The 26,539-nt window shown below is 51.6% G+C and carries 26 protein-coding genes; 24 read left to right on the top strand and 2 right to left on the bottom strand.

From position 1 onward, the window contains the following. Nucleotides 1-3: 3 nt before the first annotated feature. The 5 genes from T320_RS04925 to aroF all read left to right on the top strand — a co-directional run bounded on the left by T320_RS04925 (nt 4) and on the right by aroF (nt 4,960). Nucleotides 4-951, top strand: a complete 948-nt coding sequence (locus tag T320_RS04925) for an MOSC domain-containing protein (protein WP_037353553.1) — start codon at nt 4-6, stop codon at nt 949-951. Further along, nucleotides 923-2,053: a molybdopterin-guanine dinucleotide biosynthesis protein B gene (gene mobB, locus T320_RS04930; RefSeq protein WP_231465848.1), complete on the top strand. Its 1,131-nt coding sequence runs from the start codon at nt 923-925 to the stop codon at nt 2,051-2,053. Before T320_RS04925 ends, mobB begins: the two co-directional genes overlap by 29 nt. Before the next feature lie 77 nt (nt 2,054-2,130). After that, a complete protein-coding gene (locus T320_RS04935) occupies nt 2,131-2,796 on the top strand; it encodes a 3'-5' exonuclease (RefSeq protein WP_037353560.1) in 666 nt (221 codons plus the stop codon). Nucleotides 2,797-3,064: 268 nt separating this feature from the next. Further along, nucleotides 3,065-3,901: a prephenate dehydratase gene (gene pheA, locus T320_RS04940; protein WP_037353561.1), complete on the top strand. Its 837-nt coding sequence runs from the start codon at nt 3,065-3,067 to the stop codon at nt 3,899-3,901. A 27-nt stretch (nt 3,902-3,928) separates the two neighbouring features. Next, on the top strand, nt 3,929-4,960 hold the full coding sequence (gene aroF, locus T320_RS04945) for a 3-deoxy-7-phosphoheptulonate synthase (RefSeq protein WP_037353563.1): 1,032 nt from the start codon (nt 3,929-3,931) through the stop codon (nt 4,958-4,960). Between the two features lie 47 nt (nt 4,961-5,007). Here aroF and clpX read toward each other — a convergent pair whose 3' ends face one another. After that, nucleotides 5,008-6,285: an ATP-dependent Clp protease ATP-binding subunit ClpX gene (gene clpX, locus T320_RS04950; RefSeq protein WP_026759890.1), complete on the bottom strand. Its 1,278-nt coding sequence runs from the start codon at nt 6,283-6,285 to the stop codon at nt 5,008-5,010. Between the two features lie 284 nt (nt 6,286-6,569). Here clpX and rpmE point away from each other — a divergent pair, with 284 nt between their 5' ends. The 7 genes from rpmE (at nt 6,570) to rbr (ending at nt 13,795) form a co-directional block, all read left to right on the top strand. Then, nucleotides 6,570-6,770, top strand: a complete 201-nt coding sequence (gene rpmE / locus T320_RS04955; RefSeq protein WP_026759891.1) for a 50S ribosomal protein L31 — start codon at nt 6,570-6,572, stop codon at nt 6,768-6,770. A gap of 119 nt (nt 6,771-6,889) precedes the next feature. Further along, nucleotides 6,890-7,828, top strand: a complete 939-nt coding sequence (locus tag T320_RS04960) for a DUF1385 domain-containing protein (protein ID WP_037353629.1) — start codon at nt 6,890-6,892, stop codon at nt 7,826-7,828. Between the two features lie 16 nt (nt 7,829-7,844). Further along, nucleotides 7,845-8,912 carry a peptide chain release factor 1 gene (gene prfA / locus T320_RS04965; RefSeq protein ID WP_037353565.1) on the top strand — a complete coding sequence of 356 codons (1,068 nt, stop codon included), beginning with the start codon at nt 7,845-7,847 and terminating at the stop codon, nt 8,910-8,912. After that, nucleotides 8,912-9,787: a peptide chain release factor N(5)-glutamine methyltransferase gene (gene prmC, locus T320_RS04970; protein ID WP_037353566.1), complete on the top strand. Its 876-nt coding sequence runs from the start codon at nt 8,912-8,914 to the stop codon at nt 9,785-9,787. Before prfA ends, prmC begins: the two co-directional genes overlap by 1 nt. Nucleotides 9,788-9,798: 11 nt before the next feature. After that, entirely contained in the window at nt 9,799-10,860 is a 1,062-nt protein-coding gene (locus T320_RS04975) for an L-threonylcarbamoyladenylate synthase (protein ID WP_037353568.1), read from the top strand. Nucleotides 10,861-11,363: 503 nt separating this feature from the next. Beyond that, nucleotides 11,364-13,160: a methyl-accepting chemotaxis protein gene (locus tag T320_RS04980; protein ID WP_051608599.1), complete on the top strand. Its 1,797-nt coding sequence runs from the start codon at nt 11,364-11,366 to the stop codon at nt 13,158-13,160. Between the two features lie 95 nt (nt 13,161-13,255). Further along, on the top strand, nt 13,256-13,795 hold the full coding sequence (gene rbr / locus T320_RS04985) for a rubrerythrin (RefSeq protein WP_026759895.1): 540 nt from the start codon (nt 13,256-13,258) through the stop codon (nt 13,793-13,795). Between the two features lie 281 nt (nt 13,796-14,076). Here the strand turns inward: rbr and T320_RS04990 are convergent, their stop codons facing one another. Then, nucleotides 14,077-15,141 (bottom strand): tartrate dehydrogenase, encoded by a 1,065-nt coding sequence (locus T320_RS04990; RefSeq protein ID WP_037353570.1) that lies wholly within the window; start codon nt 15,139-15,141, stop codon nt 14,077-14,079. Nucleotides 15,142-15,297: 156 nt separating this feature from the next. On the opposite strand from T320_RS04990, the gene T320_RS04995 reads away from it, so the two are divergent. The 12 genes from T320_RS04995 (at nt 15,298) to atpA (ending at nt 26,525) form a co-directional block, all read left to right on the top strand. Further along, entirely contained in the window at nt 15,298-15,744 is a 447-nt protein-coding gene (locus T320_RS04995; protein ID WP_026759897.1) for a PaaI family thioesterase, read from the top strand. Beyond that, nucleotides 15,741-17,021 (top strand): M18 family aminopeptidase, encoded by a 1,281-nt coding sequence (locus T320_RS05000; protein WP_037353571.1) that lies wholly within the window; start codon nt 15,741-15,743, stop codon nt 17,019-17,021. The genes T320_RS04995 and T320_RS05000 overlap by 4 nt, the downstream gene beginning before the upstream one ends. A 142-nt stretch (nt 17,022-17,163) precedes the next feature. Then, entirely contained in the window at nt 17,164-17,823 is a 660-nt protein-coding gene (locus T320_RS05005) for a hypothetical protein (RefSeq protein ID WP_051598486.1), read from the top strand. A 273-nt stretch (nt 17,824-18,096) separates the two neighbouring features. Beyond that, nucleotides 18,097-19,089, top strand: coding sequence for an asparaginase (locus tag T320_RS05010; protein WP_037353574.1), 993 nt, complete (start codon nt 18,097-18,099; stop codon nt 19,087-19,089). A 122-nt stretch (nt 19,090-19,211) separates the two neighbouring features. Further along, nucleotides 19,212-21,515 (top strand): ATP-binding protein, encoded by a 2,304-nt coding sequence (locus T320_RS05015; protein WP_037353576.1) that lies wholly within the window; start codon nt 19,212-19,214, stop codon nt 21,513-21,515. A 181-nt stretch (nt 21,516-21,696) separates the two neighbouring features. Then, the gene (locus T320_RS05020) at nt 21,697-22,158 is read left to right on the top strand and encodes an Hsp20/alpha crystallin family protein (protein WP_026759901.1); all 462 of its coding nucleotides are present in this window, start codon (nt 21,697-21,699) and stop codon (nt 22,156-22,158) included. 391 nt (nt 22,159-22,549) lie between these two features. Continuing rightward, complete coding sequence (locus T320_RS05025) at nt 22,550-22,897, top strand: hypothetical protein (protein WP_231465849.1); 348 nt, start codon at nt 22,550-22,552, stop codon at nt 22,895-22,897. A 34-nt stretch (nt 22,898-22,931) separates the two neighbouring features. Beyond that, nucleotides 22,932-23,606, top strand: a complete 675-nt coding sequence (gene atpB, locus T320_RS05030) for a F0F1 ATP synthase subunit A (RefSeq protein ID WP_014423512.1) — start codon at nt 22,932-22,934, stop codon at nt 23,604-23,606. 47 nt (nt 23,607-23,653) lie between these two features. Continuing rightward, complete coding sequence (atpE, locus tag T320_RS05035) at nt 23,654-23,905, top strand: F0F1 ATP synthase subunit C (RefSeq protein WP_014423513.1); 252 nt, start codon at nt 23,654-23,656, stop codon at nt 23,903-23,905. 39 nt (nt 23,906-23,944) lie between these two features. Continuing rightward, nucleotides 23,945-24,448 carry a F0F1 ATP synthase subunit B gene (atpF, locus tag T320_RS05040; RefSeq protein ID WP_026759903.1) on the top strand — a complete coding sequence of 168 codons (504 nt, stop codon included), beginning with the start codon at nt 23,945-23,947 and terminating at the stop codon, nt 24,446-24,448. Next, on the top strand, nt 24,442-24,984 hold the full coding sequence (gene atpH / locus T320_RS05045; protein WP_037353578.1) for an ATP synthase F1 subunit delta: 543 nt from the start codon (nt 24,442-24,444) through the stop codon (nt 24,982-24,984). The genes atpF and atpH overlap by 7 nt, the downstream gene beginning before the upstream one ends. Before the next feature lie 23 nt (nt 24,985-25,007). Then, nucleotides 25,008-26,525, top strand: a complete 1,518-nt coding sequence (atpA, locus tag T320_RS05050) for a F0F1 ATP synthase subunit alpha (RefSeq protein ID WP_026759905.1) — start codon at nt 25,008-25,010, stop codon at nt 26,523-26,525. The last annotated feature ends 14 nt before the right edge of the window (nt 26,526-26,539 follow it).

Raw genomic sequence — 26,539 nt, forward strand, 5'->3', positions numbered from 1 at the left:
TTGATGGGTAAGATTCATGCACTGTGTACCAGCGAGAAAAAAGGTACACTTAAGACGCAGGTGGATAAAGTTGTCTTTGAAACGGAATGGGGTATTAAAGGCGATGCCCATGCGGGAAAATGGCACCGTCAGGTCAGCTTCCTCGGTTTGCAGGAGATAGAGGATTTCCGCAAGTTAGGCGTCAAGGTGGAGTTCGGCGCCTTCGGGGAAAATATCGTGGCTGAAGGTTTCCGCTTCAAGGAACTGCCAGTTGGCACCCGCCTCAGAGCCGGGGAAGTCTGGTTTGAAATCACCCAGATTGGCAAGGAATGTCACAAGGGCTGTGCCATTCGCCAGCAGGTAGGAGATTGCATTATGCCCCGGGAGGGAATCTTCGGCCGGGTGCTCCATGGTGGTGAAGTCAAAGTGGGGGATGAGCTGGAATTGGTGCAGTCCGGCGAGAAAATGCCCTTGGAAGCGGCTGTCATCACGGCTAGCGACAAGGGCAGCCGTGGTGAACGTGTGGATGAAAGCGGCGCGAAGGTGGCAGAAATTCTAACGGCTAACGGCTATACGGTGGTCGAAAAAGCAATCCTTCCCGACGAGCAGGCGCAGCTGGAACATAAAATGCGGGAACTGGCGGCCAAAGGTATAGCGCTTATCGCCACCACCGGTGGTACGGGCTTTTCCCTTAGGGATATTACCCCCGAGGCTACGCTCGCTGTGTGCGAGCGTCTGGCTCCCGGTATTCCCGAGGCCATGCGTGCCCTGTCGCTGAAGATAACGGACCGGGCTATGCTGAGCCGTGCGCAGGCCGGCATCTGCCGCCGTAGTTTAATCGTCAACCTCCCCGGCAGCAAAAAAGCCGTGGAAGAATGCCTGGACTTTATCCTGCCCCCGCTTAAACACGGTATCGACATTCTGCGGGGGGAAGATAGCGAGTGTGCAAGACACGAGCATAAACATCAATAAGGCGGCAGGTAACAATATGGATTTTGCAGATATTGGCGTAATGATTATTGCCGGGGGCAAAAGTTCCCGCATGGGGAAGGATAAGCGATTTCTCACGGTGGATAACTGCTCTTTGTTGGAATTGACTTTGCAAAAAACGGCGCAGCTGTCTTTTGCGGAAGCGTATCTGTGCGGAGAATGTCATCAGGCAGAAGGACTATTCGAGCTGGCAAAGTGGTATGGACTTACGCTGGTGGCTGATAAACGGCAGGGGGCAGGGCCGTTGGAAGGCCTGCGTGCGGGGCTGGCGCATTTGCAAGCAGAGTATGCACTGGCTTTGTCCTGCGATATGCCGTTGTTCCGCTATGAGGTTATCAGGCCGCTGCTCGCAGAAGCCCGAGGAGAAATGGCCATTATCCCGGTGGTGAACGGCAGACGGCAGCCTTTGGCGGGACTTTATCATCGGGATTTGCTCCCCACAGTGGAGGCGGCATTGCAGCGTGGCGATTATAAAATCGGTCAGGTGATTGATAGTGTTCCGCATAAGCTGGTGGAATTAGGGGATAATGATGCGTTTTTCAATGTGAACAGGCCGTCAGATTTTCGGCTGGTGCAGGGACGGTTGGTTAATGAAAAAAGACAGGTTCCCTTGGTGACGGTTTCAGCGCCTAAGTCCAATACCGGCAAGACCACTTTTATCGAGCGTCTTATCCCTAAGCTCAAGGAGCGCGGCCTGCGGGTCGGCGTGGTGAAGGGGGACTGCCACGGCTATGATGTGGACGAGGAAGGCAAGGACAGTTACCGTTTCAAGCAGGCAGGTGCTGATGGTGTGGCGGTGGTTTCGCCGGAAGGGTATTTTATCCAGCAAAAAACGGAGCAGCGGGCCAGTCTTATGGAGATTGCTGGGCGGCTGACGGATGTGGATTTGGTCATTATCGAGAGCCGCAGTCATGGAACCATCCCCAAGATTTCCCTGTGGCGAGGGCTTGGCGAGGTCATTGTGGATGAAGATACCGTGGCCATTTTCAGCAGCGGCGAGCATGGGGAGACTTCTCTGCGCCAGTATGATATTGATGATGACGAGGGCGCAGCGCAGTTGGTATGTTTTTTGTGCGGCCTGTAAGCAAAATGTATTGAAGGAAATAGCGCTTTTCGGTAGAATAATATAGTTAACGAAAAAGGAAAGCGCAGGGAGTTTTAATGAAGTACGTTGTCATAGATTTGGAAATGAATCCCGTAGACCGGGAGTTCCGTGAAGTCAAGCGGCAGATGAAAGAGGAGGTTATCGAGTTCGGCGCGGTACGGCTGGATGAGAATTTCCAACAGGAAGCCGAGTTCCAGTGTTATGTGGAGCCGGAGTATGGCAAGATAAAGAAGCATATCACGAATCTCACGGGTATCAAGCAGGAAATGGTGGATGGCAAAGCTCATTATGCCGAGGCGTTTCAGCGGTTTGTGGATTGGATTGGCGAGGAGGAAACGCAGATTTACTCCTGGAGCATGTCCGATATCAAACAGCTCAAAAAGGAATGCCGCTTCAAACTGCCGGATTTTGATGTGAAGTGGCTGGACAGCCGCTGGGTGGACTTGCAGCAGGTATTTGATGACCGGTTGGGGCTTCATAATAATCTGGCGCTGAAACATGCTTTGGGGGCCATGGACCATCAGTTTGAGGGCACTCAACACACGGCGCTCGCAGATGCCATCAATACCAGTGCGATATTGGTGCTTATGCAGGATGATGAAAAATTCCGCAAGACCATGCAGCCGGTGCTCGATATTTTGCAGCCGAAGGATGATTTGGCTAGTTCCATTGGGGATTTGTGTCCGGACTTATTAAAATTGAAACAGGATTTGAGTGATTGATATTCGCGGTACTTGGCGGGGCGGGATAGCTATTGCGCCATTGCTTCGCTCTGCGGCTGAAATCATTTTTTCCTTTTAGGCAGCTAAAAAAAGTCAAAACTCGCTGTGCTCAAACAGTTGACTTTTTTAGCTGCTTTTTTGTATTGTATTATTTTAGTATAAATGTTTATTTACAATATACTGATTGTAACTTTTTATGGAAATGCTTGTTAATTTATTCCTGTTATGCTATGATATTGTCAATTGTTGAGATTCTGGAGGCGTGTTTATGGCGATGAGTTTGGGCGTGCTGGGGCCGGCGGGAACCCATAGTGAGGCGGCGGCGGTGTATTTGAAGCGTCAGACGGGTGAGGATTATAAATTGGTGCTGTTTGCCGATATTTTTGACTGCCTGCAGGCTGTGGAAAATGGCGAGGTGGATTCGGCGCTGGTGCCGGTCGAAAATTCTTTGGAGGGCGCCATCAATATCACGCTGGATACGTTGGCGCGCAGTGAGGGGCTGACGGTTTGGCGGGAACTTATCTGGCCTGTCCATAATCAGTTGTTAGCGCGGCGCCGGGGTGAGATTAAGAGGATTTATTCTCACGCCCAGCCCATTTCTCAGTGCCGGGACTTTTTGCTGCAGCATTACCCGCAGGCCGAGCTTATCAAAGTGGCCAGCACTGCGCGGGCGGCGGAGATTGTGGCCGAAGCTCCCGCCGACTCTGGCAGTGCCGCCATTGCCACGGCCAGAGCCGGAGAACTTTTGGGACTTGTGCCCATTGCCACAGAGATTCAGGATAGTGCCGCCAACTGCACCCGCTTTTTCCAGGTGGGGCGACAGGCTTTGAGCTTTTTGCCCAAGGAAAAAGTATTGGTCATCTGCCAGATTGACGGTCAGAAGGCCGGCGCGCTCTTTGAGGTCTTGAAGGAGTTTGCCCAGCGGGGCATCAATATGACCCGTATCGAGTCGCGCCCTGCCAGAACGGAACTTGGCGCATATATATTCTTTTTCGATTTGGAGTACAGCGATTCTCCGCAGCTTGAAGAGGCGCTCTCTGCGGTGGAGAAGAAAAGTATTTGGCTGCGAAATTTGGGGACTTTCCCTGTGCTTACGGTTAATTAATCACTTATTATAGAAGGGGATGGAATTATGGTTATTATTATGAATGTGGATGCTACGGAGGAAAACATCAAGGAAGTCATTGCAGTTATTGAGGGGGCAGGTCTGCAGGCCAAGGTGATGGAAGGCAGTCAGCAGAAGATTGTCGGCGTTATCGGCGATAAGACGCGGCTGGCTTCGGTGCCCATTGACGCTTTGGACGGTGTAGAAAAGAGCGTGGAGATTTCCAAGAGCTACAAACTGGCCAGCCGTGAATTTCATCCCCAGAACAGTGTCATCGATGTTGCTGGCGTAAAAATCGGTGACGGTACGCCGGTAGTTATGGCAGGACCCTGCGCAGTGGAATCAAAGGAACAGCTCTTTGAAGCAGCAGAAATCGTGAAAAAGGCTGGCGCTCAATTCCTGCGCGGCGGTGCCTATAAGCCGCGTACTTCCCCTTATGCGTTCCAAGGTCTGGAAGTGGAAGGTCTGAAGTATCTGGCCGAAGCTCGCGAGCGTACGGGCCTGCGTGTGGTGACGGAAGTTACCACGGTCGAAGCCATTGAGCGGGTCGTGGAGTATGCGGATATGCTGCAGATTGGCGCGCGCAATATGCAGAACTTTGGCCTGCTCAAGGAAGTGGGCAAGTGCGGCAAGCCGGTACTCTTAAAGCGCGGTCTGGCGGCAACGATTGACGAATGGCTCAATGCTGCCGAATACATTATGAACGCAGGCAACCCCAATGTGGTGCTCTGTGAACGCGGTATCCGCACTTACGAAACCTACACGCGCAATACACTCGATTTGAGTGCGGTGGCGGCGGTGAAGCACCTGTCCCATCTGCCGATTATCGTTGACCCGAGCCATGGCACAGGCAAATGGAGAATGGTGAAGCCCATGGCCTTTGCCGCTATCGCCGCCGGTGCTGACGGCCTGATGATGGAAGTCCACCCGAACCCGGCCAAGGCCCTGTCTGATGGCCCACAATCCTTGACCCCGGAGAACTATAACGAGGTCATGCGCGGCGTACAAAAAATCTCCGCTTTTATGAAAGCGGAGAAGATTACTTCGATGGATATTTAAGCCTATATAAAAAGCCCGTTCGTCAAATGGCGAGCGGGCTTTCCTGTTTATTTCTTCACCACTTCCGGTGCGGCACCTTCTTCGATGCAGGCTTTGGTGATGATGACTTTGCGTGGTTCGTTGGATTTGGGGATATCGAACATGACATCGAGCATGATGTCTTCGATAATTCCCTTGAGCGAACGGGCGCCGGTCTTGCGTTCGATGGCTTTGCGGGCTACGGCACGCAGGGCATCTTCCTGGAATTCCAGGTCCACGTTATCCATGGCCAGGAGTTTTTCGTACTGCTTGACCGGGGCGTTCTTGGGTTCGGTGAGGATGCGCAAGAGGGCATCTTCATCGAGGGTTTCGAGGGTGCAGATTACGGGCAGGCGGCCGATGATTTCGGGGATGATGCCGTACTGCATGAGGTCCTCAGGGCGAACCTTGTGGATGAGCTCATCGAATTTGGGCTTGTCATCCTTGCCCTGAATCTCTGCGCCAAAGCCGATGGAGCTGGTCTTGGAGAGGCGCTTGGCAATCACATCGTCAATGCCGACGAAGGCACCGCCCACGATAAAGAGGATGTTTTTCGTATCCACTTTGATGGTGGGAGCTTCGGGATGCTTGCGCTGGCCGCGGGAGGTGAATTCCACCACGCTGCCTTCGAGCATCTTTAAGAGGGCCTGCTGTACGCCTTCATGGCCCGGGTCGGCGGTGATGGAGTTGTTGGCGCCGGACTTGCGGGCAATTTTATCGAATTCGTCGAGGTAGATGATGCCATGTTCGGCTTTTTCTACGTCTTTGTCGGCGGCGTAGTAGAGATTGCGCACGGCGACTTCTACGTCAGCGCCAACGAAGCCGGCTTCCGTGAGGCTGGAAGCGTCCGTTACGGCAAAGGGAATGTCCAGCAGCTTGGACAGGTGAGAAAGAAGCGCCGTCTTGCCGCAGCCGGAGGGGCCGAGCATGATGACGTTGGATTTTTCGATTTCCGTGCCGTCATCATTTTGATAACCGTACTTCATACGTTTGTAATGGTTGTAAACGGCCACGGAGAGAATCTTCTTGGCGCGGTCCTGATTGATGATGTATTCATCGAGGTACTGTTTGATGATATGGGGCTTGTTCTTATTGAGGATATCGTCCAGTTCGCCGGCGAATACCTGCTTTTCATCCTGTACCTGAGCGGCATCATGTTCTTCCAGAAAATGGTTGACTTCCTTGATGCAGTTGCGGCAGATGGCAAAGCCGGTGTTGGGGTCATAGATCGGCAGATCGTACTGGTCGCGGACGTTGATAATCCGTTTGCAGAAACTGCACTGATGCTGCATAGTTTGATTAGCCATGATAAAATGCTTTCCTTTCTCTATATGAACTCGTAATAAACAAATTGTGTCATTACTTCATTATCTTATAAGAAGGAAATTTTTTCAAGAAAAATATTGCTTCATTCCTTGCATCGTAAGATTTCCTGTGCTATACTGTTTTGGTACTGGACGTACTGACGTCTGGTTCCAAGTCATTTTGACTGGCTTTGCCCCAAAAGGTAAGCTAGGTCTAAACCAAGCTCGCGCATAGCTTGCTTGTATCAATTCCCAGTTTTAGTTGGGGTGAAAGCGAGGTGTAATTTATGAAACAGGGTATTCATCCGGAATACTTCGAAGCAAAGGTAACTTGCGGTTGCGGTAACACGTTCACCACTGGTTCCACGCAGCAGGAACTGCGCGTCGATGTTTGCTCCAAGTGCCATCCGTTCTTCACGGGTCGTCAGCGTGACGTACAGGCAGGCGGTCGTATCGAAAAGTTCAACAAGCGTTACGCCAAGAAGTAAGACACGTTATGGTAAAGCAGAGCATATTGCTCTGCTTTATTTAGTATCAGCACAAATATTGAATATTCGGTGTTTCCAAGTGTACGTTAGGAGGAAAGACCTTGAGTGATAAGAAATTAATGGTAGGCGGTCAGGCTGTTATTGAAGGCGTGATGATGCGGGGACCGAAACTCACGGCAACGGCTGTGCGCGATCCGCAAGGAAAAATCCAGGTCGAGACCAAGCCCGTAAATTCCATTAGCGATAGATTTCCCATTTTGAAAAAGCCCTTTCTGCGGGGCACGGTGTCTTTGATTGAGTCATTGGTCATTGGCATGAAATCCCTGTCCTATTCGGCTAAGATGGCCGGAGAAGAGGACGAGCAGCTTTCCGACAAGGAAATGGCAGGCACCATTGTCTTTGCGTTGGTGCTGGCAAGTGTGCTCTTTATTGCCATCCCCACGGGAGCGGCCAAGCTCATTCATGGTGCCACGGAGGACCCGGTGGTGCTGAACCTGCTGGAAGGTGTCTTGCGGCTAGTGATTTTCCTCATTTATATTTGGGGCATTTCGCGGCTGAAGGATATTCGCCGGGTGTTCCAGTATCATGGGGCGGAGCACAAGACGATTTTTTGTTATGAAGCGGGGCTACCGCTGACGGTGGAAAACGTACAGAAATTCCCCCGACTCCATCCTCGCTGCGGCACCAACTTTTTGCTGATTGTGATGCTGGTGTCCATCTTTGTATTTGCTTTCTTAGGCTGGCCCTCTCTTTGGGAGCGCATTTTAAGCCGCATCCTGCTGCTGCCGGTGGTGGCGGGGATTTCCTATGAGATTATCCGTTTGGCCGGGCGCAGTAAGAACAGCTTCATCCAGACGGCCATCCGTCCGGGGCTTTGGCTTCAGTATCTCACGACCCGTCCCCCTGAGGACGATATGGTGGAAGTGGCCATTGAGTCCTTGAAAGCGGTTTTGCCGGAGGAGGAAATCCTGGAAGGGACGCCGGATTATATTCACAAGGAAAGCAGCGAAGCTGTGGTTGAGGAGAGTGTTCCCACAGCTGCCGCCGTTACAGAATGATTTTGAGGTGAAATAAGTGCTGGAAAAACTCCAAGCCGTTGAAGATAAATTTTTGGAACTGGAATCGCTGATCAGCGACCCGGATGTGATTGCAGATATGAGCCGCTGGCAGAAGTACAGCAAGGAACATGCCAGCCTGACGCCCATCGTGGAAAAATTCCGGGAGTACAAGGATGTGGTCAAGGGCATTGAAGATGCCAAGGCCATGTTCGCTGAATCTCTGGATGATGAGATGCGCAAGTTTGTGGAAGAGGAACTTGCAGAATTGAAGGTGCAGAAGGAAGCGCTCGACGCAGAACTGCCCATCCTGTTGTTGCCCAAAGACCCCAATGACGACAAGAACGTCATCGTGGAAATCCGCGGCGGTGTCGGCGGTGAGGAAGCGGCGCTCTTTGCCGGTGACCTGTTCCGCATGTATGGCCGTTATGTGGAGAAGCAGGGCTGGAAGATGGAAATCATCGATGCCAGCCCCACGGAGCTTGGCGGCTATAAGGAAATTTCCTTCATGGTCACGGGCTTCGGTGCTTATAGCAAGCTCAAATACGAAAGCGGCACCCATCGCGTACAGCGTGTGCCGGCAACCGAATCCGGCGGGCGCATTCATACCTCGGCAGTCACTGTAGCGGTACTGCCGGAAGCAGAAGATGTGGATGTGGCTATCGACCCCAAGGATTTGCATATCGACCTTTACTGCGCGTCTGGTGCGGGCGGTCAGCATGTCAACCGTACGGAAAGTGCCATCCGCATTACCCATATTCCCACGGGGATTGTGGTGCAGTGTCAGGACGAGCGCTCCCAGCTCAAGAACAAGGACAAGGCCATGAAGGTGCTGCGGGCAAGACTCCTCGACAAGGCCCAGCAGGAGCAGATGGATAACATCTCAGCTGACCGCAAGAATCAGGTGGGCAGCGGCGATAGAAGTGAGCGCATCCGCACCTATAACTTCCCGCAGGGGCGGGTGACCGACCATCGCATCGGCCTGACTTTGCACCGTATCGACGCAATTCTCGCCGGTGACCTTGACGAAATCTTAAATGCCCTGATTACCGCTGACCAGGCGGAACGGCTGAAACAGGTGAAGTAATGGCAGGAAATGAAATTTGGACAATCGGCCGCATTCTCAAATGGACGGAAGATTACTTTGCCCAAAAGGGCATTGAAAATCCCCGCTTGGACGCAGAGGTGCTGCTCGGTCATGTGCTTCATAAACAGCGCATTTACCTCTATGTGCACTTTGATGAACCCCTGCAGGCGCACGAACTCACCGCCTTTCGGGAGATGATAAAGCAGCGTGTAAACCATGTGCCTGTGGCCTATATCTTAGGAGAAAAGGAATTCATGGGGCTGACCTTTAAGGTCACCAAGGATACGCTCGTGCCCCGCCCCGATACGGAAATTCTCGTGCAGGGGGCCGTGGAACGCTTGCGTCAGCTGGGCGGCGAAAATCCTCATATTGCCGATATCGGCACCGGTACCGGAGCAGTGGGGCTTAGCGTCCTGCACTTTGTAAAAGATGCGGAACTTGACACGGTGGATATTTCCCCGCAAGCCAGAGCAGTGGCGGAGGAGAATGCGGCCAGCCTCGAGCTTATGGACAGGGCGCATTTCTTCACCGGGGATTTGCTCGCACCGTTGCAGGGAAAAACTTATACGGCAATTCTCTCCAATCCGCCCTATATTCCCAAAGCCGATATTGCCGGCCTGTCGGAGGATGTGCAGCTCAGTGAGCCGCATACGGCCCTGGACGGCGGTGAAGACGGCTTGGATTTTTATCGGCGGCTCTGCAGTGAGGCTCCGGCCATGCTGACGGCTGGCGGTTTTATGGCGTTTGAAGTGGGGATTAATCAGGCGAAGGATGTGGCGGAACTTGCGCAGGCCAATCCCCTGATTACCCGCACGGAGATACTGAAGGACTACGCCGGTATTGAGCGGGTTGTGATAGCTTGGAAAGAGGCGTAAGAAGTAAGAACATGCAGACGAAATGTATTCAGATAGATAATGTCAAAGCCCGGAAGGAAGCTCTCCATGAAGCAGGAGAGCTTATCCGCCGTGGCGAAGTGGTGGCCTTCCCCACGGAAACGGTGTACGGTCTGGGGGCCAATGGCCTTGATGCAGATGCCTGCGCCAAAATTTATCAGGCCAAGGGGCGTCCGTCGGATAATCCGCTGATTCTCCATGTGGCCAATCGCTCCATGATTGACCAGATTGCCGCACGGATTCCCGAAAAGGCGGAAAAACTTATCGCCGCATTCTGTCCCGGCCCCATCACCTTGATTCTGCCCCGCAAGGCCATCGTGCCTGACAGGATTACCGGAGGTTTGGCGACTGTGGGTGTAAGGATGCCGGAACATGATGTGGCAAGAGCGTTGATTGCCGCCGCAGGTGTGCCCATTGCAGCGCCGTCGGCCAATATCTCCGGCCGTCCAAGTCCGACCACAGCGGAGTCGGTATTGGTGGACATGGAGGGAAAGATTCCCATGGTTCTCGATGGCGGTGCCTGTGATTTCGGTGTAGAGTCCACCATTGTAGATGCCACGGGGGACAAGGCCATCATCCTGCGCCCCGGTGCCATTACGAAAGAAATGCTCGAAGAAGTAATGGGCGAGGGCAGTGTCATCATTGACCCGGCACTCGTGGGTGCGGATTCTGTGCCCAAGGCACCGGGGATGAAGTACACCCATTATGCGCCGAAAGCTCCGTTGACGCTGATTGAGGGTATGCCCACCCGTATGGCGCGAGCGTTTCAGCGGGAAGTCAAACACCTGCAGAGTGAAGGTCATATTGTAGGCGTCATGGCCAGCCATGAAGTGCTTAAAGAACTGAAGGAGATTTTGCCCCAGGAGCTGATGGCAGATTACGGCCATCAGGGAAACCTGCCCGCCATCGCGGCCAATATCTATGAGGCTCTGCGCAGTTTTGATGAAAAAGAAGCCGATATTCTGCTGGGGGAGGGGACGACCTCGGAAGGATTGGGGCTGGCGATTATGAACCGGCTGCATAAGGCTAGTGGGTTTCGGACGATAAACGCATAATTGGGGAGGAGTACTGGCGCAGGTGCTTACTTTTTGGCCGGCGCCCTAAATACAGGCAGGCACACGTGCTTACTTTTGGGCTTCCGCGCAAATGGCTCCTTCGGTAATGCCGTTTATTTAGTTACCTGCTCCGGTTACCACGTCGCGGCTTTCAGCGTTGTGTTTAGATTTTTTCTTTTAGGAGCCAGCCTGCGGCAGCGGGCTATGGCCAAAAAGCAAGCACCTGCGCCAAGTTACTTGGCTGCTGCTATTTAGCATTCACAGCTACGATTTAATATGAAATGTGAAGTTCCTTGCAAGAGGGTAATCTCGTGCAGGGAACTTTTTGTATGCTTAAGTAAGTACATCCGAAGAAAAGCAATGCGCCGCGCCTTGCATCTCGAACTAAGAACATTGTATCGCAAAAGAAAACTTTACTTGCAGGCAGGAAACCGCCTTTGCAAGTAGAATTATTCCTATAAAACGCAATATTCGCATAAAAAGATTCTAAGGAGGGAGAACTTATGTTTTTTATGAAGTCAGTAAAAGGCAAACTGACAGCGCTGTTCGTGGCGGTCAGTGTTTTTGCAACGATGGCAGTGGGATGTTATTTTTTATACGTCACCATCACAGACAACGACAAGTTAGTGGCCGAATACCACAAGGAATTGGCTGACCACTACGATAGGGAGTTGCGCTTGCAGACAGAAGGGGTAGTTTCCTCGTTAAACGGCATTTATGCCCGCCAGCAGTCCGGAGAATTCACCGAGGCGCAGGCTAAGGAACTTTGCCTCGATGTTCTGCGCTCCGTGCGCTATGACGAAGGCAAGGGCTATTTCTTTGCCGATGAAAAGACTACCGGTATCTGCGTGGCTCATGCCGGCAACCGCAGTGCTGAAGGCAAAATGCGCCGCGGCGAAAAAGACCCCAACGGCGTGCCCTACATGGAAAACATGCTGAAAGAAGGCCAGAAGGATGGCGGCGGTTTTGTCAACTTCTCTTACCCGAAACCGGGCGAAAGCCAGCCCCTGCCGAAACGTAACTACGTTATGGAATTCAAGCCCTATGGCTGGATTGTTGGTACTGGCTCCTGGATTGACTACATTGACGCAGAATCCGCAAAATACATGAAAGAAAATCAGGAAGCTCTCTATAAGAAAATCGTGATTTCGGCCATTATCATTGTGATAGTGTCGGCAATCATGGCTGCATTGGGCGTAAAGATTGCCCAGAGTTTTGGCGACCCCATCAGCTTCGTGACGGGCAGACTGCAGAAATTTGCCCATGGGGATTACCGGGCAGAACCCGTTAAGCCGGAGTATACGGAACGTGAGGACGAAATCGGTCAGATGGTGGAAATCCTCAAGGTTCTGGGCGGCAATATGCGTCACCTTATGGGCTCCATCAAAGAGTCGGCTGACCAGGTGGCCAGCGATGCAGCGCAGCTCAATGAAATGACCACCCAGTCTGCAGCTGCCAGCCAGCAGGTGGCAGAATCCATCACGGACGTGGCTGGGGCAACCAACAAACAGCTGGCCGCTATCGATGATGCTTCGCAGTCCATGGATACCTTGATGGAACGCATTGGCGGCATGGCCCACAATGCCCGCCGTGCCGCTGTGGAAACCCAGCAGGCCACGGAAAAAGCCCAGAACGGTAATCAAGTGGTTACCCGCACCGTTAAGGATATGGCCCGCCTCTCGGAAGTGGTAGGCGAATCGGCCCGCGTAGTCAACAGTCTGGGTGAGCGTTCCGATACCATCGGACGCATTACCGATACTATTTCCGGCATTGCTGAGCAGACGAATTTGCTAGCCCTCAATGCGGCTATTGAAGCAGCCCGTGCCGGTGATGCAGGCCGTGGCTTTGCTGTAGTCGCTGATGAAATCCGCAAGCTGGCTGCCCAGTCCGAAGAAGCTGCCAGTCAGATTGCCAGCCTCATTGGCCAGATTCAGAATGAAACGCAGCAGGCCGTCAACAGCATGAACGAAGGTACAGAAAATCTGGCCACAGCCAAAGACAGTGTCGAGGAAACCGGCCGGGAATTCTCTGCTATTGTGGAACTGGTGGAAAAAATCGCCAGCCGTTCCCAGCAGATTGCCAGCGCCTCCAAGGAAGCTACGGACAGTGCTGACAGCTGTCAGTCGGCCATCCATGACATTGAGGAAATGAGCCGTAGCGTGGTTTCTAATTCCGAAACTGTATCGGCGGCCACCGAGCAGCAGTCTGCATCCGTTCATGAAATGAATACCAACAGCGAACAGCTGGCGAAGATGGCCAGCATGCTGCAGGATGAAGTGCAGAAATTCAAAGTAGAATGATGATTCCAATTAAAACCAGCCGTCCCATTTACAGGGGCGGCTGGCTTATGGTAAAATATTAGCGTGTAGACAATTATATTTTAGGAGGTAGTAATATGAGTAAATACGCTGGAACCCAAACCGAGAAGAATTTGGAAGCTGCTTTTGCAGGAGAGAGCCAGGCACGTAACAAGTACACTTACTATGCTTCAAAAGCCAAGAAGGAAGGCTTTGAGCAGATTGCTGCCCTATTCTTAAAAACAGCTGACAATGAAAAAGAACATGCCAAGATGTGGTTCAAGGAACTCCATGATGGCATGCCCGATACGACGGTAAACTTAAAAGATGCCGCTGATGGCGAAAACTACGAGTGGACGGATATGTATGCCGGCTTTGCGAAGACCGCCGAGGAAGAAGGCTTCCCGGAACTGGCTGCCAAGTTCCGTCTCGTGGCCGATATTGAAAAGCACCATGAGGAGCGCTATCGTGCGCTGTTGAAGAATGTCGAAGCACAGGAAGTATTCCAAAAGAGCGAAGTAAAAGTTTGGGAATGCCGCAACTGTGGTCATATCGTCGTGGGCACCAAGGCGCCGCAGATTTGCCCAGCCTGCGCTCATCCGCAGAGTTACTTCGAGATTCATGCGGAAAACTATTAATTGGCGGCAGGGAAAGTTGCCCGGCGTGGCCGTGCTGCTTTGCCAGTCTGCGCTTAGACCGTAAGCTAAAACAAATTTTGACCTTTTAATAGAATAGCTCTAAAAGCCATAAACTCGCTTTGCTCAGACAAATGGCTTTTAGAGCTATTTTTTCGTATGGTCAAAACTTGTTTCTTAACGCTTACGGCCTAACGCTTCGCTTTGGCAAAGCATCACGGCCACGACGGGAAGGTTAGGCTGGTGTGTTTTGTTAGTTCGTAACGCGTGTTAGGCTTGCAGGATTAGCGCTGCAGGATTTCCAAGATGGCTTCGCCGATTTCGTCGGTTTTGGCTGTGCCACCCAGGTCGGGCGTGAGAGTCTTTTTCTCCTGCAGCAGGGTTTCGATGGCATCGATGACTTTCTTGCCCCATTCTTCCTGTCCGAAGAAGTCGAGCATCTGACTGACGCTCCAGATGGCGGCGAGGGGATTGGCAAGACCTTTGCCCGCGATATCCGGGGCACTGCCGTGGATGGGTTCAAACATGCTGGGGAATTTGCGTTCCGGGTTGAGGTTGGCACCGGCGGCCAGACCCATGCCACCGGCAATGGCGGCGCCCAAATCCGTCAGGATATCGCCGAAGAGATTGCTGGTTACGACAATCTGGAAGCGGGCAGGATTTTTGACGAAGAACATGCTGGCGGCATCGACCATAAGGCTGGAGGTTTCGACTTCGGGATATTCCTTGCCGATTTCGGCGAAGATTTCATTCCAGAACACCATGGAGTAACCAAGGGCATTGGCCTTGCTGACATTGGTCAGGGTCTTGCCCTCTTTTTTCGCCAGCTCATAGGCATAGCGGATAACACGCTCACAGCCCTTGCGCGAGAAGACGCCGGTCTGCAAAGCGATTTCCTGCTCCGTGCCGGGATAGAGGCGGCTGCCCACATTGGCGTATTCGCCCTCGCTGTTTTCCCGCACGACAATCATGTCGATGTCTTCTTCTTTCACATCTTTGAGGGGGCAGGGAGCACCTTTTAAGAGTTTCACCGGCCGCAGGTTGATGTACTCGTCAAAGCCCTTGCGGATTTTTAAGAGCAGGCCCTGCAGGGAAACATCATCGGGCACGCCGGGATATCCCACGGCGCCAAGGTAAATGGCGTCAAAACCTTTGAGGATGGAGAGTCCGTCCTCGGGCATCATTTTGCCTTCCCGCAGATAATATTCACAGCCCCAGGGAAAATCCGTAAACTCAACCTTGAAGCTGCCGTCCATTTCCGCAATGCCCGCGAGGACTTTTTTACCTTCGTCAATAACGTCCGGGCCAATGCCATCTCCGGCAATTACGGCGATTTTATAAGTTTGCATCGTAAAACCTTCTTTCTGCATAGAACAACACATTTTTATATATTCGTCATAAGGGAGAGAAAAACCTTGTGAGTATTAGTTTTATCATGGGTGATTGGCATTTTCCTAGTGGGAGGAGTATAATTTGAGCAGAAGAAAGAATAGGTGAGGTGCTTTATGAGTCAGGAACTTACGGAATTGCAACAGCAGATTGTGCGCTTTTATCATCATAATCCCTTTGTGGAATATCTTCATATTCAGGTGCAGCCGCTTCCTAGTGGTGAAGTGCGGCTCGAACTGCCCATTGACGAGGTACATACCAACCTATACGGCATTGCCCATGGTGGTGTGCTCATGACGATGGCTGATACAGCTATGGGGGCGGTCTGCCTGGCCTGCAATAAAAAAGTAGTTACCATCAGTCTTACGACGGACTTCCTCCATGCGGTGCCGCTTACGGCTAAAGTGGTCACCACGGCGAAAGTCCTCCATGATGGGCGCCATACGATGACCTGCGAATGCGAGCTCAAAAGCGAAGAGGGCAAGATTTTTGCCAAGGCTCACGGCAATTTCTATGTGTTGGGCAAATTTGTGGAAGCTGAGGAAGGGAGCGAGGAGTCGTGAAGAAGGAAATCAAGGAACTGCTGAACTTTATCAAGGCGGCGCCCACGCCTTATCATACGGTGCTGGCAGCGGCACAGAAATTGCAGAAGGCAGGCTTTACAGAATTGAAGCTCAGCGAAGTCTGGCAGCTGCAGGAAGGCGGGTGCTATTATGTCAAAGCCTTTGATTCCACCTTGCTGGCTTTTGCACTGGGGAAGGAAGCCGGCCCTTTGCGTCTGGCGGCGGCCCATACGGATTTTCCCTGTTTTCGTCTGAAACCGCAGCCGGAAATCACAAAGGAGGGCTACGGCGTCCTCAATGTGGAAAAATATGGCGGCATGATGCTGCGCACCTGGCTGGACAGACCTTTGGCGCTGGCAGGTGAAGTAGCGCTGCGCTCAAAAGACCCCTTTAAGCCGGAGGTACGGCTGGTGAATTTCCCGCGCCCCCTCATGACCATTCCGAGCCTGGCCATCCATATGGACCGGGAGGTAAATGACGAGGGCAAGCTCAACGCGCAGAAAGATATGCTGCCTTTGGCCACGGTGGGCGGCGAGGAACTGACGGCAGAATTCTTCCATGAATGGCTGGCGGCAGAGCTGAAAGTTGACAAGTCAAATATCCTCTCCTATGAGCTGTCGGCTTATCCCTGCGAGGAAGGCACGCTTTGCGGCCTGCAGGAAGAATTCATTTCCTCACCCCGTTTGGACAATCTGACATCAGTTCTAGCCTGTCTGGAAGGGATGACGGGACTGGATACAGATAAACTGGCAGGCCTGCGGCTCATTGCCCTCTTTGACAATGAAGAAGTGGGCAGTCAGACCAAGCAGGGGGCTGGTTCGGCAGTCCTGCTGCAGGTATTGGAACGGATTTATCTGGCGCTGGGCAAGGAGCGGGCAGAAATGCTCGCAGACATTGCCGCAGGCTTTATGCTGTCCGTGGATGTGGCCCATGCCCTGCATCCAAACTACATGGATAAATGCGACCCCAGCCACAAGCCGGTATTAGGTGGCGGTGTGGTGCTGAAACAGGCAGCCAGCCAGTCCTATGCCGGGGATACGGAAGCCGTAGCTGTGGTGCGGGGCCTTTGCGAAGCACATAAGATTTCCTGGCAGCATTTCGTCAATCGCAGCGACAGCCGTGGCGGCTCCACGTTAGGTTCTATTGCATCAGCCCTTGTTCCGCTGCGCACGATGGATATCGGCGTGCCCATGCTGGCCATGCATTCGGCTCGGGAAACGATGCACAGCGCTGACCAGATATCCTTGATGGATTTGCTGAAAAAATTTCTTCGCTGACCATACAATAAATATAATTTGAAAACCATCCAAATCGTCTAAAAATTCCTTGCTTTTTCCTAGATTTTAACCGATAATGTAATTAGGAGAAATCTTTGTTTGAACTGATTTTGGGGTTCAGAGATAAAGGAGGAAGATGAACATGGATGTCAACATGATTTCTTCTTTGTCGCAAACTTCGGCAGCGGTGAAGGCTAGTTATACGAAGAACACCAGCACTACTACCAATGAAGCGACGAAGGAAACTACTACAACCACGAGCGAGGCGTTCTCGGTAGATATTTCTGCCGAAGCCAAGAAGGCCTCTACGGCGCTGGGCAAGCTCACCAGTGAGCAGGTAGATGCACTGCAGGATGGCATCAACAAGAGTTATCAGCTGATGATTAAGACCCTCACCGAGCAGAATGCGAAACTGCAGGGCTATCTCGATGAAGGTATTGGCCAGCTGAACTTTGACGGTATCCTGTTCGGCACGGACAAATTTGCCCTGCCGCCAGTAGGAACCACGCCGGAAGAAGCTGCTGAAGCTGTGGGCGAAGGCGGAGCGTATTCCGTTGACAGCGTAGCTACCCGCATCATGGATATGGCTACGGCGATTGCGGGCGGTGACCCCGAAAAACTCCAGCAGATGCAGGCGGCTGTGGAAGAAGGCTTCAAACAGGCCGGTCTCGTCTGGAAGGATGCTATGGGGCAGGATGAAATGCCTCAGATTACCAAAGACACACAGGCTGAGATTACGAACCGCTTCAACAAGCTCTACGAGCAGATGGGCGTGAATCAGACAGCCAAAATGGAAGAATAAATAATTTACGGCGGCCGCTACGGGGAAATAGCGGCCGCCTTTTTTGGTGTCAAAGTAAAATTATGACTTGACAGGGTTATCCACAGATAGCTTGTGCATAACCCTGTGGATTCTGTGGATAACCTGTGATGAAAAGCTGATGTTATCCACAGGCAGAAGCAGATTTCCACAGAGTTAGTAACATTTGGAAGAAGTCATTCTGCGCTGCTGATTTGCGTGACCTCCTTATTATCCGTATAATGAAGCTATACGAATCATAAGGGGGCTATTTTTATGGGCAAGAGAATACATATACTGGCTATGGGCGGCACCATTGCCGGCAAGGCCGGGGACAGCACGGCAACCACCGGTTATCAGGCTGGCGCAGTAGGCGTGGAAGATTTACTGGCGGCTGTGCCGGGACTGCAGGACGCGGCTCAGGTCACCGGTGAACAGCTGGCAGCCATTGACAGCAAGGACATTACTGCAGAGTGCCAGCTGCGCTTGGTTAAGCGGGTGCGGGAACTGATGCTGAGTGCCGATGTGGACGGCATTGTCATCACCCATGGTACGGACACGCTGGAGGAAAGTGCCTATCTTTTGGACTTGGTGCATTTTGCTGATAAGCCCGTGGTAATCACAGGCGCTATGCGCCCGGCCACAGCGCTGAGTGCTGACGGCCCCTTGAATATTTTGGATGCCGTGCGGGTGGCATCTGCGGATAGTGCCCGGGATAGAGGCGTGCTTGTGGTGCTCAACAATGAAATTCATAGCGCTCGTTTGGTGACGAAAATGTCCACGACTGCCGTGGAAACGTTTCAGTCGCCTGTGGGAGGAGCCATAGGTGCGATAAATGATGGTGTGGTGGTGTTCTATCATGGTGCGGAACTTCATCATCTGCCGAACGCTTTAAGTGTCAGCGAAAAATTGACAAGTCAAAAGGAACTGCCGTATGTGCCTGTGCTCTACGGTCATAGTGATGATGATGGCCGCCTGGTGAAGCTGGTAGCTGATGAGGGAGCAAAAGGCATTGTCTATGCCGGTATGGGCAATGGCAGCATTCCTGCGCGGGTGGAAGCGGAACTTGCCGCCGCCGTGGAGCAGGGGATTGTTGTCATCCGTGCCAGCAGCAGTATCTCTGGCATGGTGACGAAGGCCGAAGCGTCTTATGAGGAAGCGGGCTTTATTGCCAGCGGTTTGCTGAATCCCCGCAAGGCACGACTGCTTTTGCAGGTCGCATTGGTCTGCGGTAAATCTGCGGCGGATTTACGGAAATTTCTTGCCTGATATAAAGGAAAAAATTTTCTCCATGGCGAATAGTACAAGCAAATAATGTTCGTAACTCAGCGAAGTATTAAAATCCCTTGCGTTTCTCCGTAAGGGATTTTTCGCCATAAGGAGGATGTGCGATGATACAGTACAATTACATGCTGAATTGGAGCGAGGGAGACCAGGGATTTTGGGATAAGCTGGAAAAGGTCATGCAGACACTCGTCATGCGTCCTGCCAGCAAACAGGCCAATGCGATTTTTATTCAGTTGTCCTTCAGCCAGATGCCCAAGGATGAGGCGGTGAAGGTGCGGGAGAAAATTCGCAGCTTCCTGCCCCGAGCTGTGGTGGCTGGTATTACGGAGACGTTGTTCTCGCCGCAGTTGGGAAGCTATGTGCAGCTCAACTGTACCTTCTTCCAGAATTCTAAGCTGCGGCTGATGGAATATGCGGGGATTCCCGATGATTTTGCCCGTCTGGGGGTGGAGTTCGGTCAGAAGGTGGCCGCCATGCCAGATGCGCGGGCGGCAATGGTGCTCGGAACAACGGATGGCAATTTTGACAAGTTTCTGGACGGCTTTGTCTGCGGCAATGAGAATGTCGTGGTTTTTGGTGCCATGACTGGCACAGTGAAGGATATTGGCACAGGCAGTTCCATTATCACTGGTGCCTTGCTGGGGGAGAGCAATGACAAATATTATCTCATGGGCAGCGAACTGATGCCTCGGGGTATTGTGGTGGTAGTGTTCTGTGGTGAAAGTCTCGGGGTTCGGGCGGATTATGTGCTGGGGTGGAAGCCTATCGGCAAGGAAATGGTCATCACGGAAACCATGGGGCCCAATGTCATCAGCACGTTGGATGACATGCCGGCGGTGGATATTTACCGCCATTATCTGAAGGTGAAACCGGATGAGAATTTCGTTTATAATATCGCAGAATTTCCCTTGACCATTGAGCGTGAGGGCTGTCTTATCGCTCGTGTGCCGCCGGGATTTGACGAGGAAGGCCGCATCTTCTTCAACGGGAATGTGAATGTGGGGGAAAGAGTGCGCCTGACCTATGCGGTGCGGGAGGATTTTCTCCACGAGACGGAGCTGGCCAGCGAGAAGATGAGCCAGTTTGCTCCGGACGGCCTGTTTATTGTGGCCTGTGGTACTCGTTCCCTGTTCCTGCAGGGCGAGGAACATTGGGAGACGCGCTATTATCAGCGTTTTGCCAATCAGTTGAGCAGCTGCAGCGGCACAGGGGAGATTTATTGCTATCAGGGGCAGGGCGGACTGCTTAACTGTGCGCTGATTGCCGTGGGTTTCCGCGAGGGCGGCAATAAGTCTGCGCTGAGCTTCTACGACGAGCCGGAGTCCGAGCCGGAAAATACCCGCATGCTTTTGTCCACTCGTATGGCGGCTTTCCTGGATGTCATTACCCAGGAGCTGGAGCAGAGCAATCGCGAATTGCGGGAACTGGCCGTGAAAAATGAGGAAGCCAGCATTGCCAAGTATAAATTCCTAGCCAATGTGCGCCGGGAAATTGCCGCGCCGTTGAAGACGGTAATTCGTCTGGAACGAAAAATCCGTAAGGAAAGCACGGAGGATAAAATCAAGGAATATTCCCGTGAGTGTTATTTGGCCGGAGAAAAGGTCTATGGCATTTTGGGACGTATTTTTGACTTCCTGGAGATGGAGGCAGGAGACGTAGGCGCTAATGAGGCGGAGTATCGGGTCAGCACACTCTTGCAGGATCTGCATAACGAAATCATGGACGAAGTGATAGAAAAAGGTTTGGAGATGGTGACGGAACTGCCGCCGGACATCCCCAGCGTCCTCTATGGTGATGAACTGCGCATCCGCCAGATACTCGTCAATATCCTGAACAATGCGGTTCGCTTTACGGAAAAGGGCAGCATCCATCTTAAGGTTACGATGGAAAAGATTGGTCCTGCCGATGTACTGCTTCATTTCTCGGTGAAAGATACCGGTGTGGGTATTACACCGGAAAACTTCGCAGAGGTGCAGAGGGCTTTGTCGCTTAGTGACGACCGTCCGCAAAATATGCTCAACGAAATGGGACTCGGGCTCAATGTCACCCAACGGCTCTTAAAACTCTTTGGCAGTGAGCTGCATATGGAGACGGAGCTGGGGAAGGGTACTACCTGTTCCTTTGACCTGCGGCAGCGTGTGCTGAACTGGTTCCCCATGAAGCAGAAAAATGCACCTGCCCTGCGGGATGATGCGGACAGAAAGCCGCCTATCACGGAAGAAGAATTGGCTGAAACCTGGGAAGCTCTGCGTGAAATTGCTGCAGGCCGGGATATGGACAGCCTGGATTATATGCTGGAAACCCTCGATGATTACAGACTGCCTGAACGGGAAGCGGCGCTGCTATTGGAACTGCAGACGGCTGCCAAGGAAAATAATTGGGAGCTGATTGCAAAACTCGTACAGTGACAGCCGAAAAAAAGATAAATTTTATCTTTTTGACCTATTGACTTTTTGACTATTTGGGCTATAATAAAATTGTAATCAGGAAGAAGGAAAGCAAAGAACCTGGTTACAGAAATGTTAACAGATAGTCAGGAGCGCACAGCAAACTCTTGACCGGTATAAATTTAGAAAGGGGTTGCTGATTATGTTTGGTTTGGTTCCGTTTGGCAGTCGTAAAGATTTGGCAGCAGGCGATGCTCCGCGCAGCATCTGGGATGTGTTCAATGAACCATTTTTCCATGATGATTTCTTCCCCACCATGTCGGGCTTCAATGCCAATGGCGGTATGCGGGTCGATGTGAAGGATAACGGTGACAGCTATGAGCTGACAGCAGATTTGCCGGGCATGAAGAAAGAGGATGTAAAGCTCAGCTATCAGAACGGTTATCTCACCATAGCTGCTCAGCAGCAGAGTGAATCCGGTGATAAGGACGACAAGGGCAATTATATCCGCAGGGAGCGCCGTATGGGCTCCGTAAGCCGTTCCTTCTACATCGACAATATCGATGAGTCCCGCATTGATGCGGAGTTCAAAGATGGCGTCCTGCATGTGAATATGCCGAAAGCGGCAGAAGTGCAGCACAGTACGACCATTAACATCCGGTAAAAACGAAAGGTCTTCCTCATCCAGAGGGAGGCCTTTTTTGTGGTTTTTTATGCAATAATAAATATAAATTATTAAAATAAATAAATCTAATCGCATTTTTAATTATTTCTTGCCTTTTAACAATAATTTGCCTATAATAGTCATTGCGACCAAATGGGATAAAGTTGGAATATTGATTTATCGTAGTATAAATACCAATAATTCAATCGTAAAATCCCATAAATGTTCCTTGGAAAATAAGCAAAAAAAGCCAAAAAAACTCATAAATATTCATTTAAAAAAAGGATATTTTATGTTTATGTTGAATTGTATAAGATGGGCAATAGCCTAATATTCAACTTACAGGCTTTTTTGCCGGAGGAGGAATATGAAAGAAGTTTTGCCGATATTCATGAAAAGGCTTATAATGGGACTGGGGGTTATCACCTTGGCGGTAGGCAGTATGCTCGTGGCAAACGGGCAGACTGAGCTTATCGGGGCGTTAATCATTGGTTTTATGACGGGCCTGGTATTTTTGGGAAACATGTCCCTGCGGCTGTGGAAAGCTGCGTCACTACCTGTTGGCGGTGCAAAAAGACAAATGTTATGGGGACTGGTTTTGCGCTTGATGGTATTATTTATTGTCTTGTTGGCGGCCGTCCGGATTTCCACGCAGGTGTTCAGCATAGTGGCGTTGGGATTTCTTCTCTGTTATGCCTGGGCTATGGTTCTCATGATCCGCATGAATAGCGCGAAATAGTAACTCAGGAATTCCTGGGAGGAGGTTGAGGTATATGCATGAAATCGGTGTTCGCGAAGTAGTGCAGTTTGCCGGCTTTACCTTCAATTGGGAGACTCTGGTTATGACCTGGATTACGATGGCCATTGTACTGCTCATTGCAGTGCTGGCAACCCGCAATCTGCAGATGGTGCCGCAAGGCTGGCAGAATGTGGTGGAGGCAATCGTGGTCTGGCTTCATGAACAGATTGATGCGACCATGGGCAAGAATGGACGCTTTTTGGCGCCCTTTGTCGTGTCGCTCTTTATGTTCCTGCTGGTTTCTAACTGGCTGGGGCTTATCCCAAAGATGGCATCGCCGACAAATGACTTGAACACCACTTTAGGCCTTGCACTCTTGGTCATTGTGATGGTGCACGGACTGGGGCTTTATATGAAAGGCGGTCATTACATCGCGCATTTCTTCCAGCCCACGCCGGTCTTTGTCATCATCAACGCCATAGAGGAAGTCGCTAAGCCAATTACGCTGGCCTTCCGTCTATTCGGCAACATTCTGGCAGGTGAAATTCTTATCATCATCCTGCTGCAGCTCATGCCAATCTGGATGCCGATACCGTCAGTTATCTGGCTGGCTTTCAGTATCTTTATCGGCGGGGTACAGGCGTTCATCTTCACCATGCTGTCCATGGCATATCTTGCCAATGCAGTAAAGAGTGAGGAAGAAGGCTAAGACGAACTGGGAATTTTTTAGTTAAAGGTTTTAAGGAGGATTTTTTCATGGAAAACGCAATTATGGTAGCCGCTGCTCTCGTTGGCGCAGGTATTACGATGGGTCTGGCCGCAATCGGCGCTGGTATCGGTGATGGTCTTGTAACGAGCCGTTTCATCGAAGGTATCACCCGTCAGCCGGAAGCAAAGAGCACGCTCTTCACCAACACCCTTATTTCTGTTGGTCTGATCGAGTCCATGGCTATCATCGCAACCGTTGTTGCCCTCATCATGCTCTATGCAAACCCGCTCATCAAATAATTTTCTTTGATGAATTGCTTAATAAAGGGGGCATAGGAATTGATCGAGTTAAATGGGACGTTTATTGCGCAGATTATTAACTTCCTGATTCTGGTTGTATTACTCCGCGCATTTGCGTATAAACCCGTAGTCAACATGCTCAAAGCCCGTCAGGATAAGATTCAGGAAAGCCTTGACAAAGCCGATGCCGATGCGGCAGAAGCAGACAAGCTGCTGGCGCAGTACAAGGCGAAACTGGCTGCCGCTACCGCAAAAGCTGAAGAAATTCAGAAGAATGCCGAAAAGCGTGCCGCTGAGTTCCGCGAGGCAGAGGAGCAGAAGGTTAAAGCCGATATTGAGCAGATGAAGAAATCCGCTCAGGCCGATATTGAGCGTGACCGTGCAAAAGCCGTTGAAAAACTGCGCACCGAAATGGTGGCACTTTCCATGGCTGCTGCCGGCAAAATCATCGCCAAGAATATGGATTCGGCTGAAAATGAAGCGCTTATCGCGGAATTTGTGGATAAGCTGGACAAAGATAAGATTGGTGATTTGCCATGCTAAACTTACAGCTTGCACATAAATATTCCCGGGCGATTTTTGAACTGGCGCAGGAAGAAGGTAAATTAGCCCAGTACGGCAAGGAGCTTCTGCAGGTCAAAAAAGACCTCGAAGCAGTACCGGCTGCGGTATCCTTCTTTGCCAACCCGCAGGTGGAGCGAAAAGCCAAAAAGGAACTGGTCAAGAAGATGTATGAAGGGGAACTTTCCCAGAGCATTTACCACTTCCTGCTCCTTCTGGTGGACAAGCGCCGTTTTGCCCTGCTTTCCGTTATTGCGGAACAGTTCAGGGAAATGGCTAATGCCGCCCAAGGCATTGTCATTGCTGATGTGACCACGGCTCAGCCGGCAACGGAAGCACAGCAGAAAAAAATCGCCGCTAAACTTGAAGCAGTTACGGGGAAAAAGGTGGAACTCCGCCTCCACGAAAACAAGGCCCTTTTGGGCGGTGTCGTGGTCAAAATCGGCGACCGCCGTATCGACGGCAGTGTGGCCGGACGCCTCCAGGCGCTGCAAAAAGAATTACTGACGAGCAAGTGAGAAACTGGGGTGACAGCTAAGTTATGAAAATGAATCCGGAAGAAATAACGGCCATCATCAAAGACCAAATCAAGAACTACGAAGTAGACTTGAACGTCGATGAGGTTGGCACGGTTATCGAAATCGGTGACGGTATCGCCCATATTCATGGCCTCGAAAAAGCCATGGCCGGTGAGCTGTTGGATTTTGGTAATGATATATTTGGTTTGGTCCTGAACCTTGAACAGGACAACGTAGGTGCCGTTATCCTGGGCGGTGAAACCCAGATTAAGGAAGGCGCACAGGTAAAGCGTACGGGCAAAATCATGCAGGTTCCCGTAGGCGAAGCGATGATTGGCCGCGTTGTTGACGCTATCGGCCGTCCTATCGATGGCAAGGGCGACATCAAAGCCGACACGTTCCGTCCGGTTGAGTACCGCGCACCGGGTATTGCTGACCGCAAACCGGTTAAAGAACCGCTGCAGACTGGTCTGAAGGCAATCGATGCCCTCGTACCTATCGGCCGTGGCCAGCGCGAACTCATCATCGGTGACCGTGGTATCGGTAAAACGGCTATCGCGGTTGACACCATCCTCAACCAGCATGACCAGAATTGTATCTGCGTCTACGTAGCTATCGGTCAGAAGGCTTCCACCGTTGCCCGCGTGGTTAAGACCCTCGAAGAAGCCGGCGCTATGAAATACACTATTGTCGTAGCTGCTACGGCTGCTGACAGCGCTCCGCTGCAGTACCTGGCTCCGTATGCCGGTGTTGCCATGGCAGAACACTTCATGTATCAGGGCAAGGCCTGCCTCTGCGTATACGACGATTTGACGAAGCATGCAGCTGCATACCGTGCAATGTCCCTGCTGCTCAGAAGACCGCCCGGACGTGAAGCATATCCTGGTGATGTATTCTACTTACATTCCCGTCTGCTCGAACGTGCTGCAAAACTCAGTGACGAACTGGGCGGCGGTTCCATCACGGCTCTGCCGATTATCGAAACGCAGGCTGGTGACGTTTCCGCGTACATTCCGACCAACGTTATTTCCATCACCGATGGTCAGATCATGCTGGAATCCGATGCTTTCTACTCTGGTATCCGTCCGGCTATCAACGTCGGTCTGTCCGTATCCCGTGTAGGCGGCTCGGCACAGATTAAAGCCATGAAGCAGGTTGCTGGTACCATGCGTCTTGACCTTGCACAGTACCGCGAACTGGCCGCATTTGCCCAGTTTGCATCCGACCTCGATAAAGCCACCAAGGCACAGCTCGACCGCGGTGCCCGCATGGTTGAAACGCTGAAACAGGCACAGTACAGCCCGCTCCTCGTACAGGAACAGGTTATGGTGATATTCACCGCTGTCCGCGGTTTCCTGGCCGATATTCCGGTAGAGCGTGTGGTTGAATTCCACAATGACTTCCTGAAGTTCATGCGTGCGCAGCATCCGGATATCGGGGCTAAGATTGCCGAACAGAAGAAACTTGATGATGCCATTGAGGCAGATCTTTCGAAAGCTATCGAAGAATTCAAGGAAACTGTAACATACAAAATGGCATAAGGTTAGCGAGGTGA

Source organism: Selenomonas sp. FC4001, from assembly GCF_000701565.1.
Lineage (GTDB): Bacteria > Bacillota > Negativicutes > Selenomonadales > Selenomonadaceae > Selenomonas_A > Selenomonas_A ruminantium_B.